Here is a 14,794-nt window from a genome sequence, read left to right as displayed (position 1 = left end):
TTGACGCCCCTGGCTCCGAAGAAGCCCATGAGCCCTGGAGGGGCGAGTGTGCGCAGGCCCCGGTCTGGCCATGGAGGCCCCCCCTGCGCGCGACCGGTCCCCAACTGGTATGACAAGCAGACCACTTCGGAAAGACCGCGCCCGGCAGGAGGGCCGTCGTGTCGTGGGCCCAGCACGACGCTGGAGAGCGGGTACCGATTTCCGAGGTTCGCTTCCCGCTCTCCAAGCCCCGAGCCGCTCAGTAGCTGGCGTGGATCTGCCCCTCGAGCGTGGTGTCGCCCCCCTCGCTCCACTGGACGGAGATCTTCAGCTGGCACGAGAAGCCGGTCTTGTACTGGAAGGGGACCTGCTGGCCGGGCGTGACCCCATTGGCGCTCAGGACGGTGCGGCCGCCCTGGGCGATGTCGATCACCTGGATGCTCCAGGAGCCATTCGAGGGGGCGGTGATCTGGGCGTAGCCCGTGATGGTGGCCCACGCGGTGGTCTGCTTCGCGGTAGTGAGGGTGCCAGTTCCCCCCACCACGGACACGCTGAAGGGCATGTCGATGGACTTGCCGAGCGCCATGGCGGCCGGGGTTGCCGCACTCACTGCGTCGACGTGGTTCGCGAGCAGCGCCTGCTGCTCGGGCGTCAGCTTCAACTGCGCGGCGGTGGCCTCGCCCAGCGACTGGAGACCGGCATTGAGACTCACGGACTGATTCATGGGGGGGTCCTCTCGTGAAAGGAGCACGACGATGTCGCGCTGACCGGGATGGGCAGCGTCGATGTCGAGGAGGATGCCTTCTTGGGTGGGCGTGGGCTGTGAGGTGCCTCACGCGCATCCTGTAACGGCGTTCACAGAGACTCTCCGACTGACAGCCCCGAGGGAGGCGAAAGGAGACGCTGGTGCCGAGCGCCGCATGGCGTAGGCTCGTGGCGGCGCGTCCGCGCCCCCTTTGCCTCGAGAGCCCCTTGGCTGACGCGGTTCCACTCTCGGATGCCCCGGCCCCGCTGCCCGCTGGCACGCAGGTGGGCCCCTGGCGCGTGGTGGCCTGGGCGGGACAAGGGGCCTATGGCGCCGTCTACCGGGCAGTGCCTGTCCACGCCCAGCACTTGCCACCCGTGGCGCTCAAGGTGGCGCTGCGCCCGGGAGACGCTCGCTTCTTTCGCGAGGCACAGCTGCTCTCGCGGATGAGCCATCCGAGCGTTCCCCGGCTGAGGGACAGCGGCACGTGGCAGTCTCCGGAGGGGACGCTGCATCCGTGGCTCACGATGGAGTGGGTGGAGGGGGTGCCGCTGTACCACTGGGCCTGGAACCCCGCCGTGTCCTCGCGGGAGTGCTTCGGCGTGCTGGCGCAGCTGGCGAGGGCGCTGCAGGCCCTGCACGAGATGGGGGCGCTGCACCGCGACTTCAAGGGAGAGAACGTGCTGGTGCGCCGCGCGGATGGCCGGGCCATGCTCACGGACTTCGGGCTGGGCTGTTTCCCGGGGGCCGAGCGGCTGACGCCCGCGGGTGTCTGCCTGGGCACGCCACTGTATCGCTCGCCGGAGGCGGGCGAGTTCGAGCTCAACCGTCGGCACCATCGCTCGGCTCCCTACGTCCACACGCCCGCGGATGACTTGTACGCGCTGGGAATGGTGGGGTGCCGGCTGCTGACGGGGGAGTACCCGGAGTGGGTGGAGCCGACGCAGGATGAGCAGGGCACCTGGCGGGTGCGCAGGGTGCGAACGCCCGCCTCACTTCGAGGGGTGGAGCCTTCCGTGCGTGCCTGCCTCGTGCGCCTGCTCTCGGTGAGTCCCGAGCAGCGCGGCACGGCGGCGGAGTGCGCCGAGGTGCTGGAGCAGGCCTCGCGCCCGCCATGGGCCATGGGGCCGAGGTGGTCGTGGCTCGCGATGGCGGCGGGCCTGACGCTGGTGGTGTGGAGCGGGTGGACGGTGGCCGCGCGGTTCGAGGAGAAGGGCTCATTGGCGCTGGTGAGGACCGAGGAGGAAAGCTCGCTGGACGCAGGCACGGCGGGGCTTGGAGAGGCTGCGGCGAGCGCTTCAATGGCGCAGTCGCTGGAGCCTTCCGCGCCCGCGCCTCTTGCGGAGGAGCCTCCCCCTGATCCGCAACCCGGGCAGGTGCGGCCTGATGCGAAGGGGCGCTGCCCTCACAAGCGCCAGGTCGCCCTCAACGGGGCCTGCTGGGTGCCGTTGAACCTCGAGGAGTGCGAGGCGCTCGGCTCCAATGGCAACGCCAAGATGTTCAAGGGACGGTGCTATGTGCCGGCCCTGTCCCCGGAGCGTCCCTCGACCTCTGATTCCACGAACACTCCTTGAAGCGGAGTCTCGGACCTTTGGCACCCGCACTTGATTGGAAGGACATGGCCATGCTCCATCGAACTTGTGGAGCCCGCTTATACGCCCCTCGACCTCGACAACCCTGCCCACCTGAATGTGCTCCTGCGGACCTACAAACGTTTCCCGGAGATCGGCGGACGCTCTTCTACTTGAGCAAGGTCGAGGGCGTTTTCTCTTCTTCCTCACGACCGATCGGCGTGCGAGTGGTGGAACCGATCATGAGCACGTTGACTCCCTACACTGTCGAACTTCTCGCTCAGGACCTGCGTTGCCTGATGCAGATGCGAGTGGCCGACCTGCATGATCTCAACGAGTGGAACCAGGCGGCGCGGGTTGTCCAAGACAGGCTTGCGCTGTCGGGCACGACGTTGCCGCACTTGTCCGAAACCGTGTGGCACTACCTGATCGATGCAGACACCCGGCTGAAAGACCTCCAATACGCCACGATGCAGACGGAGCGGATGCGTCTCCTTCTCGAGTTGATGGATCGTGGAGTATTGCCCGACGAGAAGCTGTAGCTGAGTTGCAAGATGGGCGTGACGCGCCTGTCCCGTTGGGTGGCGCTCGGCAGTTTGCGTTGACGCCGTTTGGAGACGGCACGAGGTTCGCAACGCTCCACTCAGACCTTGGGGCGCGAGATCGGGCCCACCTTGCCCTTGACCACCTTCAGGTAGTCCGCCGGGGCGATGAGGATCTGCGTTCCCCTCACGCCCGCGGACACGGAGATGACGTCGAACAGCTCCACCGTCTCGTCCACGAAGACGGGGTACTCCTTCTTGCCGCCAATCGCCGTCACGCCGCCCCGGATGAAGCCCGTCAGCGGCTGCAACTCCTTGAGCGGCACCGTGTCCACCTTCCGGTCCCCGCTCAGCCGGGCCAGTGCCTTCAAGTCCAGCTCCGCGTCGCCCGGCACCACCGCCATCAGCACGCCCGACCTGTCCCCGCGCGCCACCAGCGTCTTGAACACCTGCTCCGCCGGCAGCCCCACCTTCGCGGCCACCGTCTCCGCCGACAGGTCCTCCGGATCCACCTCGTACTCGCGCAGCTCGTACTGGATGCCGAGCGTGTCCAGCTGGCGGGCGGCGTTCGTCTTCATGGCCTCACATCCCCAGGGCCTGCGAGGCCGCCTTCACCCGCGCCAGCGCGTCCTCGGGCGTGGTGCCCACCGCCGACAGGTGCCCCATCTTCCGGCCCTTGCGCGCGTCCCGCTTCCCATACAGGTGCAGCCGCACGCCCGGCATCGCCAGCACCTGCTCGAAGCGCGGCCCGCCCTCGCGCAGCCACAGGTCCCCCAGCAGGTTCACGATGGCCGCCGGGCGCACCACCTCCACCGAGCCCAGCGGCAGGTTGCACACCGCGCGCACCGCCTGCTCGAACTGGCTGGTGAGGCACGCCACCTCCGTGGCGTGGAAGCTGTTGTGCGGGCGCGGCGCCAGCTCGTTCACCAGCAGCCGCCCGTCCTTCAGCAGGAACATCTCCACCACCAGCAGCCCCTCCACCTCCAGCGCGTTCGCCATGTCCCGGGCGATGTTCGTCGCCTCCACCGCCACGTGCAGCGGCAGCGGACCGGGCAGCAGCGACCACGCCAGGATGCGCTCCTCGTGGTGGTTGTAGGCCGGCGGGTACACCACCGTCTCGCCCCTCGGGCTGCGCGCCACCAGCACCGACAGCTCGGCCTGCAGATCCAGCGACGCCTCCGCCACCACCGCTCGCTCGCCCAGATCGCTCCACGCCTGGGGCGCCTCCGTGCCGGCCTTCACCAGCACCTGCCCGCGCCCGTCGTAGCCGCCCTCGCAGGACTTCACGAAGCACCGCCCGCCCAGCTCATCGATGGCCGTGCTCAGCTCCGCCGCGCTGTTCAGCTCGCGCCACGGGCCCACCGGGAAGCCTTTCTTCGTCAGCCAGGCCTTCTGCCGCCCGCGGTGCTGGATCATCTCGAGGATGGCGGCCGAGGGCCTCAGCGGCGCCTGCTCCGCCGCCGCGCGCAGCGAGGGCAGGGGGATCTTCTCGATCTCCAGCGTCACCACGTCGCACGCCCGCGCCAGCTGGGCCGCCGCCCTCGCGTCGCTGAAGTCCGCCGTGTAGCACTGGTCCACCACCCAGCGTGCCGGGCACGCCGGATCCGGATCCAGCGCCTGCACCTGGAAGCCCAGTGTGCGCGCCGACAGCGCCATCATCCGCCCGAGCTGACCGCCGCCCAGGATGCCAATCGTCCCTCCAGGAAGGACCATCTTCATGACAGCTCCCGCTCCCGGAGCACTTCCTCGGTGCGCGCCTGGCGCCACGAGGCCAGCCGCGCCCGAAGCTCCGGATACTTGAGGGCCAGGATGGAGGCGGCATGCAGCGCCGCGTTCGCCGCTCCCGGCTTGCCGATGGCCTGCGTCCCCACCGGCACGCCCTTGGGCATCTGCACGATGGACATCAAGGCATCCAGGCCGTTGAGCACCGTGGTGGGCATGGGCACCCCCAGCACGGGCAGCAGCGTCTTGCTCGCCACCATGCCCGGCAGGTGGGCGGCCCCACCCGCCGCCGCGATGATGACCGACAGCCCCCGTCCCTCCGCCGTGGAGGCGTACTCCATCATCCAGTCCGGCGTCCGGTGCGCCGACACCACGCGCACCTCGTGGGGGATGCCCAGCTCGGTGAGGATGTCGATCGCCGGGCGCAGGTACTCGAGGTCGCTCTTGCCGCCCATGATGACCCCGACCCAGGGGGTGTCCGCGCTCGCCATGCCGTCTGTCGCCTCCTGTGCGACCTCCCGCCGGGAGGCAGGGGAAACGCGGAGATAGGGCGGGGGGATTCCATCGGTCAACCGAGAACCGCCAGCCGTGAAAACACCAAGGGCCCCACTGTCGCCAGTGGAGCCCTCGGTGGGAGGCCTGCCGTGGGAGCCCTGCCTTCCCTCAGTACGTCGAGCCCAGCCGGCCGAAGTCCTTGAGCGCCTTGGCCTTGGAGCGCTTCACCGCCGCGTTCACCGCCTCGTCGCCCCGCGCCGACTCGTACTCCTCGTAGGCCGCCTGCTGCTCGGCCTTGTCCGCGGCCACCGCCGGAGCGCCCGCCACCGAGGCCGCCTCGTCGAACATGGCCTGGTTCTGCTGGATGAGCTGCTGGGCCTCCTCGCGACGGCCCACCTTCAGCGCCTCGGCCGCCTTCTGGAGGTTGGCCGCGCTGCGCGCCCGCACCGCGTACACCGTGGCCTCCTTGTCCTGCCGGGCCACCACCTCCTCGCGGCGGTCCGTCACCATCGCCGACAGCGCGGCCCCGCTCTCCACCGTCCCGTTCTTCAGCAGATCCGTGTACGCCAGCTTCAGCGCCGTCACGTTCACCGCCTGGCCCACCGCCGCGCCCACCACCGTCACCCGCGCCACCACCCGCTCCGTCTGGCCCGCCGAGAAGTCCGGCAGCGCCACGCGCACCGTGCTGCCGGCCTGGTGCGCCCGGTAGCCCAGCACCTCGCCCAGCGTCACCCCGGCGGGCAGCTCGAAGGACAGCTCCACGTTGCGCGCCACCTGCGTGCTGGCCTGCTGCAGATCCTTCTGGAAGAGGCTGGCCAGCTTGCCCGCGTCCTCCAGGAAGCCGTACGCGCCCGCGCCGTGCTCGGCGAACGCCTGCATCAGATCCTCGTTGAAGTCCGTGCCCACGCCGATGGAGCTCACCGTCACGCCCTCGGCGCGGATGTTCTTCACCACCCGCTTCAGGCTCTCCTCATCCGTCACGCCCTCGGTGGGCTGCCCGTCGCTGATGAGGATGATGCGGTTGACCTGGTACTGGCCCCGCGCCGCGTTCACCTGGTGCTGGCCCGTCGTCAGGCCCGCGCTGATGTTGGTGCCGCCCTCGTCCCAGATGCCGTCGATGTACTGCAGCATCCGCCCCCGGTTGGAGTACGTGGCCTGCATGCCCGGCAGGCTCTTCACGTCCGAGCCGTAGTGGACGATGGCCAGCCGGTCCTCCTCGGACAGCATGCCCACCAGCTGCCGCGCGGCCTGCTTGGCCTGCGCCAGCTTGTAGCCATTCATGGAGCCGGACCGGTCAATCACCAGCGCCAGGTTCACCGGGCTGCGCCTGGCCCCCGGCACCTGCGCGCCCGTCACGTCCACCGTGACGAACACATCCGAGCTGCCCGGGATGATGTAGGGGTGGCTCAGCCGGCTCGTCATCGTCAGCGAGCCCTGCGAGGTGCTGGCCGGCGGTGCAGGCGGAGGCGGGGGAGTGGGGATGACCGGGGTGGCGATGTGCGGCTGGGGCGGCGGGGGAGGGGACACCACGCGCGGCATCCCCAGCACCAGGGCCACCAGCGCGAGCACGCCGGCCAGGGCCAGGAAAGTCGAGGTCTTGTTCATGGCAGGGCTCCTTGAAGCAGCAGGCCCTGCATCAGACGAATGGCGCGCGAAAAAGATCTATAGGGCCGCGCGCCAGTGTGTCACTGGGGCGGCAGTGAGGACAGGTTGCCCGCGCAGAAATACGGAGAGTTCGTCTCTCCAAACGTCCGCCGGTAGGTGACCGGGTCCGCCCGCTTGAGGTCCTCCAGGGACGTCTGGTCCAGCAGCAGCGAGCGGCAGACGATGCGGGAGCTGAGCGCCTCGTCCACCGAAGAGTCCGTCACCTCACAGTCCCCGTCCTCGCCCTCCACGCACTCCTGGCTGCAGTAGCCCATGGCGACTTCGTTGGGGTTCGAGTTCCGGGGGTAGTCCGCGTCCCGGACGCAGATGAGATCCTCGCAGTCCGTGGCCCCAAAGGAGATGAAGTCCTGCTTGGGGGCGATCTCGCTCTCGAGCACCGGCTTGGAGCGGATGCCCTGCGCCTCCTCCTCCGCGGTGGGCTTCTTCACCAGCACGCACGGCTTGCCAAGCTCGGTGGTCACTTCGCACCCGCTGGCCAGCAGGGCGGCGCTCAGGATGACGGCCAGACGCGGAGACATGATCGACTTGCACCTCTTCCAAGGAGACGGCGGTGGCCCTGGCACCGTAGCACAGCGGTCCGGTGTGCCAACCGCTTCCGGGTGAAGGTGCTCGGAGCGGAATTGTTCAGGAATGGCGCAGGGATAGACATAGGGCAGGCAAGTTCGGATAGGTTGAGGGGATGCGGCGTGACGGATAGGATGGCCACGCCGTTGACACTCCGAAATCTCGCGGCGGCAATACCGCCCCTCCAACCACGGAGCCTCCGGAAGTGAATCGCCTCCAGGCAACTCTGCTCGCGCTGTGCCTCTGGCCCGCGCTGGCGTTCTCCCAGTCCGATCAGGGCATGGGGCTCGATCTCACGGGCGACGACGCCAGCAAGGCCGAGGAACAGAAGACCGAAGACACCACCGAGACCCCAGCCGTCGAGCCCTCACCCACGCCCTCGGTCAGCGCGCCCGCGGCTCCTCCACCGGAGCCGCTGGACGCACTGCCCACGGACATCACCCAGGAGGACCGCGTCAAGAGCGTCCAGCGCAAGGTGTACCGCAAGGCGGGACGCTTCGAGCTCACCCCGCTGGTGAGCTTCTCCATCAATGATCCGTACTACTCGAAGCTCGGCGCCTCGCTGCGCGGGGCGTACTACTTCGCGGACACGCTGGCGCTGTCGGCGCGCGCCTCCGCGATGCAGGTGCTGCCCTCGGAGGACGTGCGCACCGCCAAGCGCGCCTTCCAGAGCAAGATCTACCACTCGGTGCCGCAGTGGTCGGCCATGGCGGACGTGGAGTGGGCGCCGCTCTACGGCAAGGTGGCCTTCCTCAACTCCATCCTCCACTTCGACGGCTACCTGCTGGGCGGGGCCGGCGTGGTGAGGACGCAGACGTCCGCCCTGGAGGGCCGCAGCGTCAACATCGGCGCGGACCTGGGCGTGGGAATGCGCTTCGTGGCCAAGGACTTCCTGGCAGTCAACGTCGCGCTCATCAACACCTCGTACGTCGACCAGCCGCTGGGCACCAGCAAGGGTGCCATCCAGAATCTCATGACGATCAATGCTGGTATCTCGCTGTTCTTCCCCCTGCGCTCCACGGGCAAGGAGGGAGAATGATGCGCGCCCTTCGACTGCTCACGGCCCTCTGCCTGCTGCCTGCCTCGGCGCTGGCCCAGGACGCCAGGCCGGCGGCGCCCGCGCCCGCTCCGGCGGCGCCCCGGCCCTCGGGGGATCCGGCTCCGGCCGCCCCTGCCGGCTCCTCCGAGTCCGAGGCGGGTGACGTGTCCGAGGTGGACAAGGACGCGCTGGGGCCCCTGCGCGAGCGCATCCGCCCCGTCTCCGGCCACCTCTTCCTCAAGAAGGGTCGGTTCGAGCTGAGCCCCTCGGCGACCATCTCCCTGCGGGACGCCTTCTTCCGCAAGTACATCCTGGGCGCCACCTTCACCTACTTCCCCATGGAGACGCTGGGCGTGGGCCTGCGCGCCGGCTACTCCATCCCCACGGTGTCGGGGGCGGCGCAGATCTGCAACTTCACCGGCGGCGACGACGGCAGCGTCACCCGCGGCTGCAGCGCGCCCACCTTCGAGGCGCTGGATGGCCGCGCTCCGGGGCAGCTCACGCTGATGGCCGGGGTGGACGTGCAGTGGGCTCCCATCTACGGGAAGATCTCCCTGCTGGCCGAGAGCTTCGCCCACTTCGACATGTACGGCGTGCTGGGCGCCACGGCCATCCAGTACAAGGGGCCGCCGGACAGCGCGGACGTGCGGAGCACCTCCCGGATGACGGCCGGCGGCAACGTGGGCATCGGCTTCCGCTTCTTCCTCAACCGCTACATGACGCTGCGCACCGAGGTGAGGGATCTCGTCTACGTGGAGAAGGGCGAGTCCGACAATTCGCTGCGCAACCAGCTGCTGTTCGAGCTGGGCTTCTCCTTCTTCCTCCCTACCGCCCTTCCCGAGTCATGAACCGCTCCCTCCGACTCCTCCGCTTCGCGCTCCTCGGGCTCGCGCTCTGCTGGGCCATGCCGGCTCCAGCCCAGAGCTTCGAGGGCTTGGATTCCTCCTCCTCGAAGAAGAAGAAGCGTGGCAAGGCCACCTCCTCCAAGAAGAAGAAGCAGCGCGGCAAGAAGGGCGCGGAGGAGGAGGCTGCTCCCACGCCCGCGCCCGAGGCTTCTCCCCTGACGCTGCCGACGCCGTCCGAGACGGCGCCCACCGTGCCCGCGGCGAGCGGCACCGGCTCCGAGGCGCCCACGCCGTCGCCCGCCGCCGCGCCTGATCCCGTCGCGGCGCCCGCGGCGCAGGACTCCGGCGGCCTGGGGCTGGATCTCACCGGGGCCGGGCCCAAGGGCACCGCGCCGACGATGACGTTCGACGCGGTGGACGTGTCCGGCAAGACGGCCGATCGCCAGAAGCTGGACGTGGCCGTGTCGCTCTTCAAGAACGACGAGTACGAGCAGGCCGCCATGGCCGGCTACGAGATCCTCAAGGATCCGCAGATGGCCGGCCTCCACGTGGAGGCCCGCTACGTGGTGGCCAAGGCCCTGTACCGCATGGGGCTGTACCACTCGTCGCTGGGTGAGTTCTCGAAGATCCTCGCGGTGGGCCCGCAGACGAAGTTCTTCAAGACGAGCCTGGAGTGGCTGTTCTTCATCAGCCGCAAGACGAAGAACGAGACGGTCATCCTGGACGAGATCGCCCGCTACGCGAACTACGAGTTCCCCGAGAAGTTCCGCAGCGAGTTCCACTACCTGCTGGCGCGCTACCACTTCGTGCGCGGCAAGGCGCTGGATCAGGTGGGGCAGGCGGACCAGGCGGACAAGAGCTTCGAGGAGGTGAAGCGGCTGGCCACGCTGATTCCGCGCACGGATGCCTTCTACCCGCGCGTGAAGTTCCTCGAGGGCCTGGCGCACTTCCGCAACGGCAGCAAGGTGAGGACGGCGGACGGCCGGCGCGGCGACAACAACATGGTGGCCTCCATCGAGACCATGAAGGAAGTGATTCGCCTGACGCGTCCGGTGGGCGGAAAGACGGCGGAGCAGGCCAGCCTGGATCAGTCCCTGCGAGAGCTGGCCTTCATGCAGCTGGCGCGCACGCACTACGGCATGCAGCAGAACCGCTACGCCATCTTCTACTTCAACAAGATCGAGCGCGGCACCAACCAGTGGCTGGAGTCGCTCTTCGAGTCCAGCTGGGCCAACTACCGCGTGGGCCAGTACGAGCAGGCGCTGGGCAACCTCATCACCCTGTCCTCGCCCTTCTTCCGGGAGGAGTACTTCCCGGAGGCGCTCATCCTCAAGGCGGTCATCTATTACGAGAACTGCCGCTACCGCGAGTCCTCGCTCATCCTCCAGGACTTCGAGCGCACCTACCTGCCCGTGCACAACGAGCTGGAGGCGCTGGTGAAGAAGAACATGGAGGCTGGCGAGTACTACAGCGTGCTGGCCGACGTGCAGAAGAAGAACAAGGAGGACAGGAACGGCACGGACGTCATCCTCGAGCGCATCCTCCGGCTGGCCCTCACGGATCAGGATCTGAAGAAGACCAACGACTCCATCCTCGAGCTGGAGAGCGAGCTGGATGCCTTCTCGGAGAAGGGCGACACCTTCAAGTACTCGGAGCTGTCCAAGGCGCTGCTCGAGGGGCTGAAGGAGCAGCGCACCGGCCTGATCGAGAAGGCGGGCATCATGTCCAAGGGCAAGCTGGAGACGGAGCTCATCGCCCTGAAGCAGCTCTTGGCCAACGGCCTGCGCATCAAGTTCGAGACGACGACGAAGGAGAAGGAGTTCCTCGAGGAGCAGCTCAAGGCGGGTGGCCGCACGGCGATCGTCAAGAAGTACAAGTACACCGTGGCCGTGGCGGACGATCAGCTCTACTGGCCGTACGAGGGTGAGTACTGGCGAGACGAGCTGGGCACCTACCAGTACACGCTCACCAAGGGCTGCATCGAGCGTGACTCGGCCAACCGCGACGTCCAGGCCAGCGGCGAGTCGTCATCGCTGTAAGCGCGGGGGTTATGGAGGAGGGAGCGGCACGACGCGCCTCGCTGCGCGTCGTCTTCGGCATCGTCGCGCTGGACCTGATCGGGTTCGGGATCCTCATCCCGCAGCTCGGCGTGTACGGGGTGAAGTTCGGGGCCTCGCCGTTCTCGGCGGGGCTGCTGCTCTCCGTGTACTCGCTGATGCAGCTGTTGTTCGCCCCGCTGCTGGGCCGGCTGTCGGACCGGTATGGCCGGCGGCCGGTGCTGCTGTTGAGCCTGGCGGGCTCCATGGCGGGCTACGTGCTGTTCGCCTTCGCGCACTCGCTGCCGCTGCTCTTCCTGTCGCGCGTCATCGACGGGGCCAGCGGGGGCAACATCTCCACCGCGCAGGCCTACGTGGCGGACGTCACCAGGCCCGAGGAGCGCGCGCGGGGCATGGGGCTCATCGGCGCGGCGTTCGGCCTGGGCTTCGTGCTGGGGCCGGCCCTGGGCGGCTTCCTGGGGGCCTGGGGCGGCAACCGGGCCATCGGCCTGTTCGCCGCGGGGCTGGCGGGGCTCAACCTGCTGTTCACCTTCCTCTTCCTGAAGGAGTCCCGCACGCCGGGCAGCCCCTCCGCGGCCTCCACCCGCTCCATGAAGGGGGCGGCCTTCGCGCTGCGGCTGCCGGTGGTGGGGGTGTGCCTGGTGCTGGGGCTGGTGTTCACCACGGCCTTCTCTCAGATGGAGGGCACCTTCTCGGTGTACCTGCTCTCGCGCTTCCTCTCCTCGGGGCCGGTGGCGCTGGAGGGCGGGCTCTTCTTCCTGTCCGCCTCCGCCTCGCCGGAGATGCTGTCCCAGGCCAGCCTGCGCACCGGGGGCCTCTTCGCGCTGGTGGGGGTGGTGTCCGCCGCGCTCCAGGGAGGGCTGATCCACCGGCTGCTGCCGCGCGAGCGCAGCTCCGAGCAGGGCTACCGCCCGGTGCGCGAGGGGTGGCTGGTGGTGGTGGGCTTCGCGGTGACGGGGCTGGGGCTGGCCCTGCTGCCGGTGGCGCCCGGGTACGGGTGGCTCTTCCCGGTGATGGGGCTGCTCGCGGTGGGCTCGGCCTTCACCAACCCGGCCATGTCCTCCCTGGTCTCCCTGCAGGCCCCGCCCGAGCGGCAGGGCGCTGTGTTGGGTAGCTATCAGGCCTTCGGCTCGCTGGGGCGCATCCTCGGCCCGGCGCTGGGCGGGTGGCTCTTCACGGGCTTTGGCCCGGGGGTGCCCTACGGGACGGCGGCGGCGATGATGGCCGTGGGGGCCCTCCTGGCCCTGGGACTTGCGGTCCGCATGCGAATGCCGGGCGCGAGTGTCGGCCAAAGCTCGTAAGATGGGGGATATGGCGGGGACCTCGCAGGAGCTCAAGGACGTCACGATCGCCTTCGATGTGATGGGCAGCGACCACGGCCCCGAGGAGGTGGTGCGGGGCGCCGCGCAGCTCTCCCTGGAAGCACCTCACATCCACGCGCTGCTGGTGGGGGACCGCGAGGTGATCGACGCGGCCCTGGCGGACACCAAGCACCGCGCCGAGCGCATCTCCGTCCAGCACGCGGCCGAGTTCGTGGGCATGGACGAGAAGCCGGGCGAGGCGCTGGCGCGCAAGAAGCACGCCTCCGTCTCCGTGGCGGCGCAGCTGGTGGCCGAGGGCGAGGCCCAGGCCCTGGTCTCCGCGGGCAACACGGGGGCGGGGGTGCTGGCGTGCGCTCGGCACTTCAAGCTGATCCCCGGCGTGCGCCGGGCCGCGCTGGCGGCGGTGTACCCCACGCGTGGCACGCGCGGCGAGAAGGAGGATCCGTTCTCGCTCATCCTCGACGTGGGCGCCACGGTGGAGGCCACCGCGGAGGACCTGGTGACGTTCGCCGTCATGGGCTCGGCGTACGCGCGCATCGTCTCGCGCAACGAGCGCCCCAAGGTGGCGCTGCTCTCCAACGGCGTGGAGCCCCAGAAGGGCCCGCCGCGCGTGGTGGAGGCGCACGCGAAGCTGTCCTCGTTGCAGGGCATCAACTTCATCGGCAACGTGGAGGGCGTGGACATCCCCAAGGGCACGGTGGACGTCATCGTCACCGACGGCTTCGTGGGCAACGTGTGCCTGAAGATGCTTGAGGGCGTCCACGAGACGGTGGTGGAGCTGGCCCGCTACGCCTACAAGGAGAAGCTGCGCTGGCGCGCCGGCCTGGCCATGCTCTCCAGCGGGATCCAGCGCATCAAGGACATCACCGACTGGGAGCAGTACGGGGGCGCGCCCATCCTCGGCTTCGATCGGATCTTCATCAAGGCGCACGGCCGCTCCAAGGCCCGCGCCATCACCAACGCGGGGAAGGTGGCGGCCAAGGCCGTGGCCCACCAACTGGGCACCTCCATCCAGGAGGGTCTGCCGAAGTGAGCCTGCCGGACCGGATCGATCCCCGGCCGCCGCGTCGCATCTACCGGTGGGATCTGGACAAGACGTATCTGCGGACGGACTTCGACTCCTTCCGGGATCTGGTGCGCACCGCGTTCCAGAAGGCCCACGAGAAGGTGGCGGTGCCGGGCGCCTCCGCGCTCATCAAGGAGCTGTCGGAGAACGGGGACTCGCGGCTGTGCATCGTCTCCGGCAGCCCCAAGCAGATGCGGGCGGTGCTGGAGGAGAAGCTCAAGCTGGACGGGGTGAAGTGGGACGAGTTCGTGCTCAAGGACAACGTGGGCAACCTGCTGCGCGGGCGCTTCCGGGCGCTGCGGGGGCAGGTGGGCTACAAGCTGCCCGCCATCCTCGAGAGCCGCGTGGGCGCGCCCGTCGAGGCCGAGGAGGTGCTCTTCGGCGACGACGCGGAGGCGGACGCGTTCATCTACTCGCTCTACGCGGACCTCATCGCCGGGCGCGTGGACGAGCGCGTGCTCACCCAGGTGCTGGAGGCCGGCGGCGTCTACCCGGATGACGCCGAGCGCGTGCGCAGCGCCTGGAAGCGCATCCCCATCGCGGATCCGGTGCGGCGCATCTTCATCCACCTGGATCGGCTGACGCCCCCCGCGCACTTCGCGCCCTACGGCCCGCGCGTGGTGCCCATCTTCAACTACTTCCAGGCCGCGCTGGTGCTGCTCGCGGACGGCCACCTCACCGCCCCCCAGGTCATCAAGATCGCCGTGGAGATGGTGCAGACGGCCGGGCACAACATCATCACGCTCTCCAACTCGTTCCAGGATCTGATCCGCCGGGGCCTGCCGCTGCAGCACGCGGCGCTGGCGCTCTCGCAGGCCCTGGAGGGGCCCAACGGGCTGATCCAGGCCATCCGCCCGGTGCCGGACATCATCGCCGCCTTCACCAAGCGGCTGGCCGCGCTCGGCACCCCGCCGGCGCCCCCGCGCGCGCAGGCGGTGGACTACGTGTCCCTCATCTCCCACGCGCTGCCGCGGACCCACAAGGACCGGAAGAAGTAGCGCCCGGGGCCGTGCCTCGCCGCCGTCCGCTCGCCCGCGCGGGTGCTCTCTTCGTGCGCCCACGGGGGGCGTGTCACACGGAAAGTGCTGAAGGATACACTCAGGTTGAACTTTTATTTCTGTTATTGCCTGTTTCTCTCATTTCGCAAGAAGATGCGGAGGTGCGAGCAAGCCGGAGACAGGG

At 69.0% G+C, this 14,794-nt stretch carries 15 protein-coding genes; 9 read left to right on the top strand and 6 right to left on the bottom strand.

Features of this window, described 5'->3' with window-relative positions; all coding sequences use genetic code 11:
- Positions 1–238 precede the first annotated feature (238 nt).
- Positions 239–703, bottom strand: a complete 465-nt coding sequence (locus KY572_RS27635; protein WP_224245969.1) for a hypothetical protein — start codon at positions 701–703, stop codon at positions 239–241.
- A 248-nt stretch (positions 704–951) separates the two neighbouring features.
- On the opposite strand from KY572_RS27635, the gene KY572_RS27630 reads away from it, so the two are divergent.
- From KY572_RS27630 to KY572_RS27620, 3 genes are all read left to right on the top strand, one after another.
- Positions 952–2,298: a serine/threonine-protein kinase gene (locus KY572_RS27630; RefSeq protein ID WP_224245968.1), complete on the top strand. Its 1,347-nt coding sequence runs from the start codon at positions 952–954 to the stop codon at positions 2,296–2,298.
- A 66-nt stretch (positions 2,299–2,364) separates the two neighbouring features.
- A complete protein-coding gene (locus tag KY572_RS27625) occupies positions 2,365–2,472 on the top strand; it encodes a DUF5953 family protein (protein ID WP_407660004.1) in 108 nt (35 codons plus the stop codon).
- On the top strand, positions 2,469–2,837 hold the full coding sequence (locus KY572_RS27620; protein WP_224245967.1) for a hypothetical protein: 369 nt from the start codon (positions 2,469–2,471) through the stop codon (positions 2,835–2,837). Before KY572_RS27625 ends, KY572_RS27620 begins: the two co-directional genes overlap by 4 nt.
- A gap of 101 nt (positions 2,838–2,938) precedes the next feature.
- Here KY572_RS27620 and ybaK read toward each other — a convergent pair whose 3' ends face one another.
- The 5 genes from ybaK to cglC form a co-directional block, all read right to left on the bottom strand.
- Entirely contained in the window at positions 2,939–3,415 is a 477-nt protein-coding gene (ybaK, locus tag KY572_RS27615) for a Cys-tRNA(Pro) deacylase (RefSeq protein WP_224245966.1), read from the bottom strand.
- Positions 3,416–3,419: 4 nt separating this feature from the next.
- Entirely contained in the window at positions 3,420–4,556 is a 1,137-nt protein-coding gene (gene purK / locus KY572_RS27610; protein ID WP_224245965.1) for a 5-(carboxyamino)imidazole ribonucleotide synthase, read from the bottom strand.
- Positions 4,553–5,050, bottom strand: a complete 498-nt coding sequence (gene purE, locus KY572_RS27605) for a 5-(carboxyamino)imidazole ribonucleotide mutase (RefSeq protein ID WP_224245964.1) — start codon at positions 5,048–5,050, stop codon at positions 4,553–4,555. Before purE ends, purK begins: the two co-directional genes overlap by 4 nt.
- 172 nt (positions 5,051–5,222) lie before the next feature.
- A complete protein-coding gene (locus tag KY572_RS27600; RefSeq protein ID WP_224245963.1) occupies positions 5,223–6,659 on the bottom strand; it encodes a vWA domain-containing protein in 1,437 nt (478 codons plus the stop codon).
- Positions 6,660–6,739: 80 nt separating this feature from the next.
- Positions 6,740–7,237: an adventurous gliding motility lipoprotein CglC gene (gene cglC, locus KY572_RS27595; RefSeq protein WP_224245962.1), complete on the bottom strand. Its 498-nt coding sequence runs from the start codon at positions 7,235–7,237 to the stop codon at positions 6,740–6,742.
- A gap of 326 nt (positions 7,238–7,563) precedes the next feature.
- Between cglC and KY572_RS27590 the strand changes: the two genes are divergently transcribed.
- From KY572_RS27590 to KY572_RS27565, 6 genes are read left to right on the top strand one after another with little or no spacing between them, the layout of a single operon-like run.
- Complete coding sequence (locus KY572_RS27590; RefSeq protein ID WP_224246023.1) at positions 7,564–8,322, top strand: outer membrane beta-barrel domain-containing protein; 759 nt, start codon at positions 7,564–7,566, stop codon at positions 8,320–8,322.
- Positions 8,322–9,170 carry an outer membrane beta-barrel domain-containing protein gene (locus KY572_RS27585; protein ID WP_317987909.1) on the top strand — a complete coding sequence of 283 codons (849 nt, stop codon included), beginning with the start codon at positions 8,322–8,324 and terminating at the stop codon, positions 9,168–9,170. The genes KY572_RS27590 and KY572_RS27585 overlap by 1 nt, the downstream gene beginning before the upstream one ends.
- Positions 9,167–11,206, top strand: coding sequence for an adventurous gliding motility protein GltC (gene gltC / locus KY572_RS27580; RefSeq protein ID WP_224245960.1), 2,040 nt, complete (start codon positions 9,167–9,169; stop codon positions 11,204–11,206). The genes KY572_RS27585 and gltC overlap by 4 nt, the downstream gene beginning before the upstream one ends.
- Before the next feature lie 11 nt (positions 11,207–11,217).
- A complete protein-coding gene (locus KY572_RS27575; protein ID WP_224245959.1) occupies positions 11,218–12,525 on the top strand; it encodes an MFS transporter in 1,308 nt (435 codons plus the stop codon).
- A gap of 10 nt (positions 12,526–12,535) precedes the next feature.
- Complete coding sequence (gene plsX, locus KY572_RS27570; RefSeq protein WP_224245958.1) at positions 12,536–13,579, top strand: phosphate acyltransferase PlsX; 1,044 nt, start codon at positions 12,536–12,538, stop codon at positions 13,577–13,579.
- Entirely contained in the window at positions 13,576–14,610 is a 1,035-nt protein-coding gene (locus tag KY572_RS27565) for a phosphatase domain-containing protein (protein WP_224245957.1), read from the top strand. Before plsX ends, KY572_RS27565 begins: the two co-directional genes overlap by 4 nt.
- The last annotated feature ends 184 nt before the right edge of the window (positions 14,611–14,794 follow it).

It is taken from the genome of Hyalangium gracile (assembly GCF_020103725.1).
Classification (GTDB): Bacteria; Myxococcota; Myxococcia; order Myxococcales; family Myxococcaceae; genus Hyalangium; species Hyalangium gracile.
Note: the sequence above shows the minus strand (reverse complement) of the source record. Positions and strands in the feature narration are given on the sequence as shown.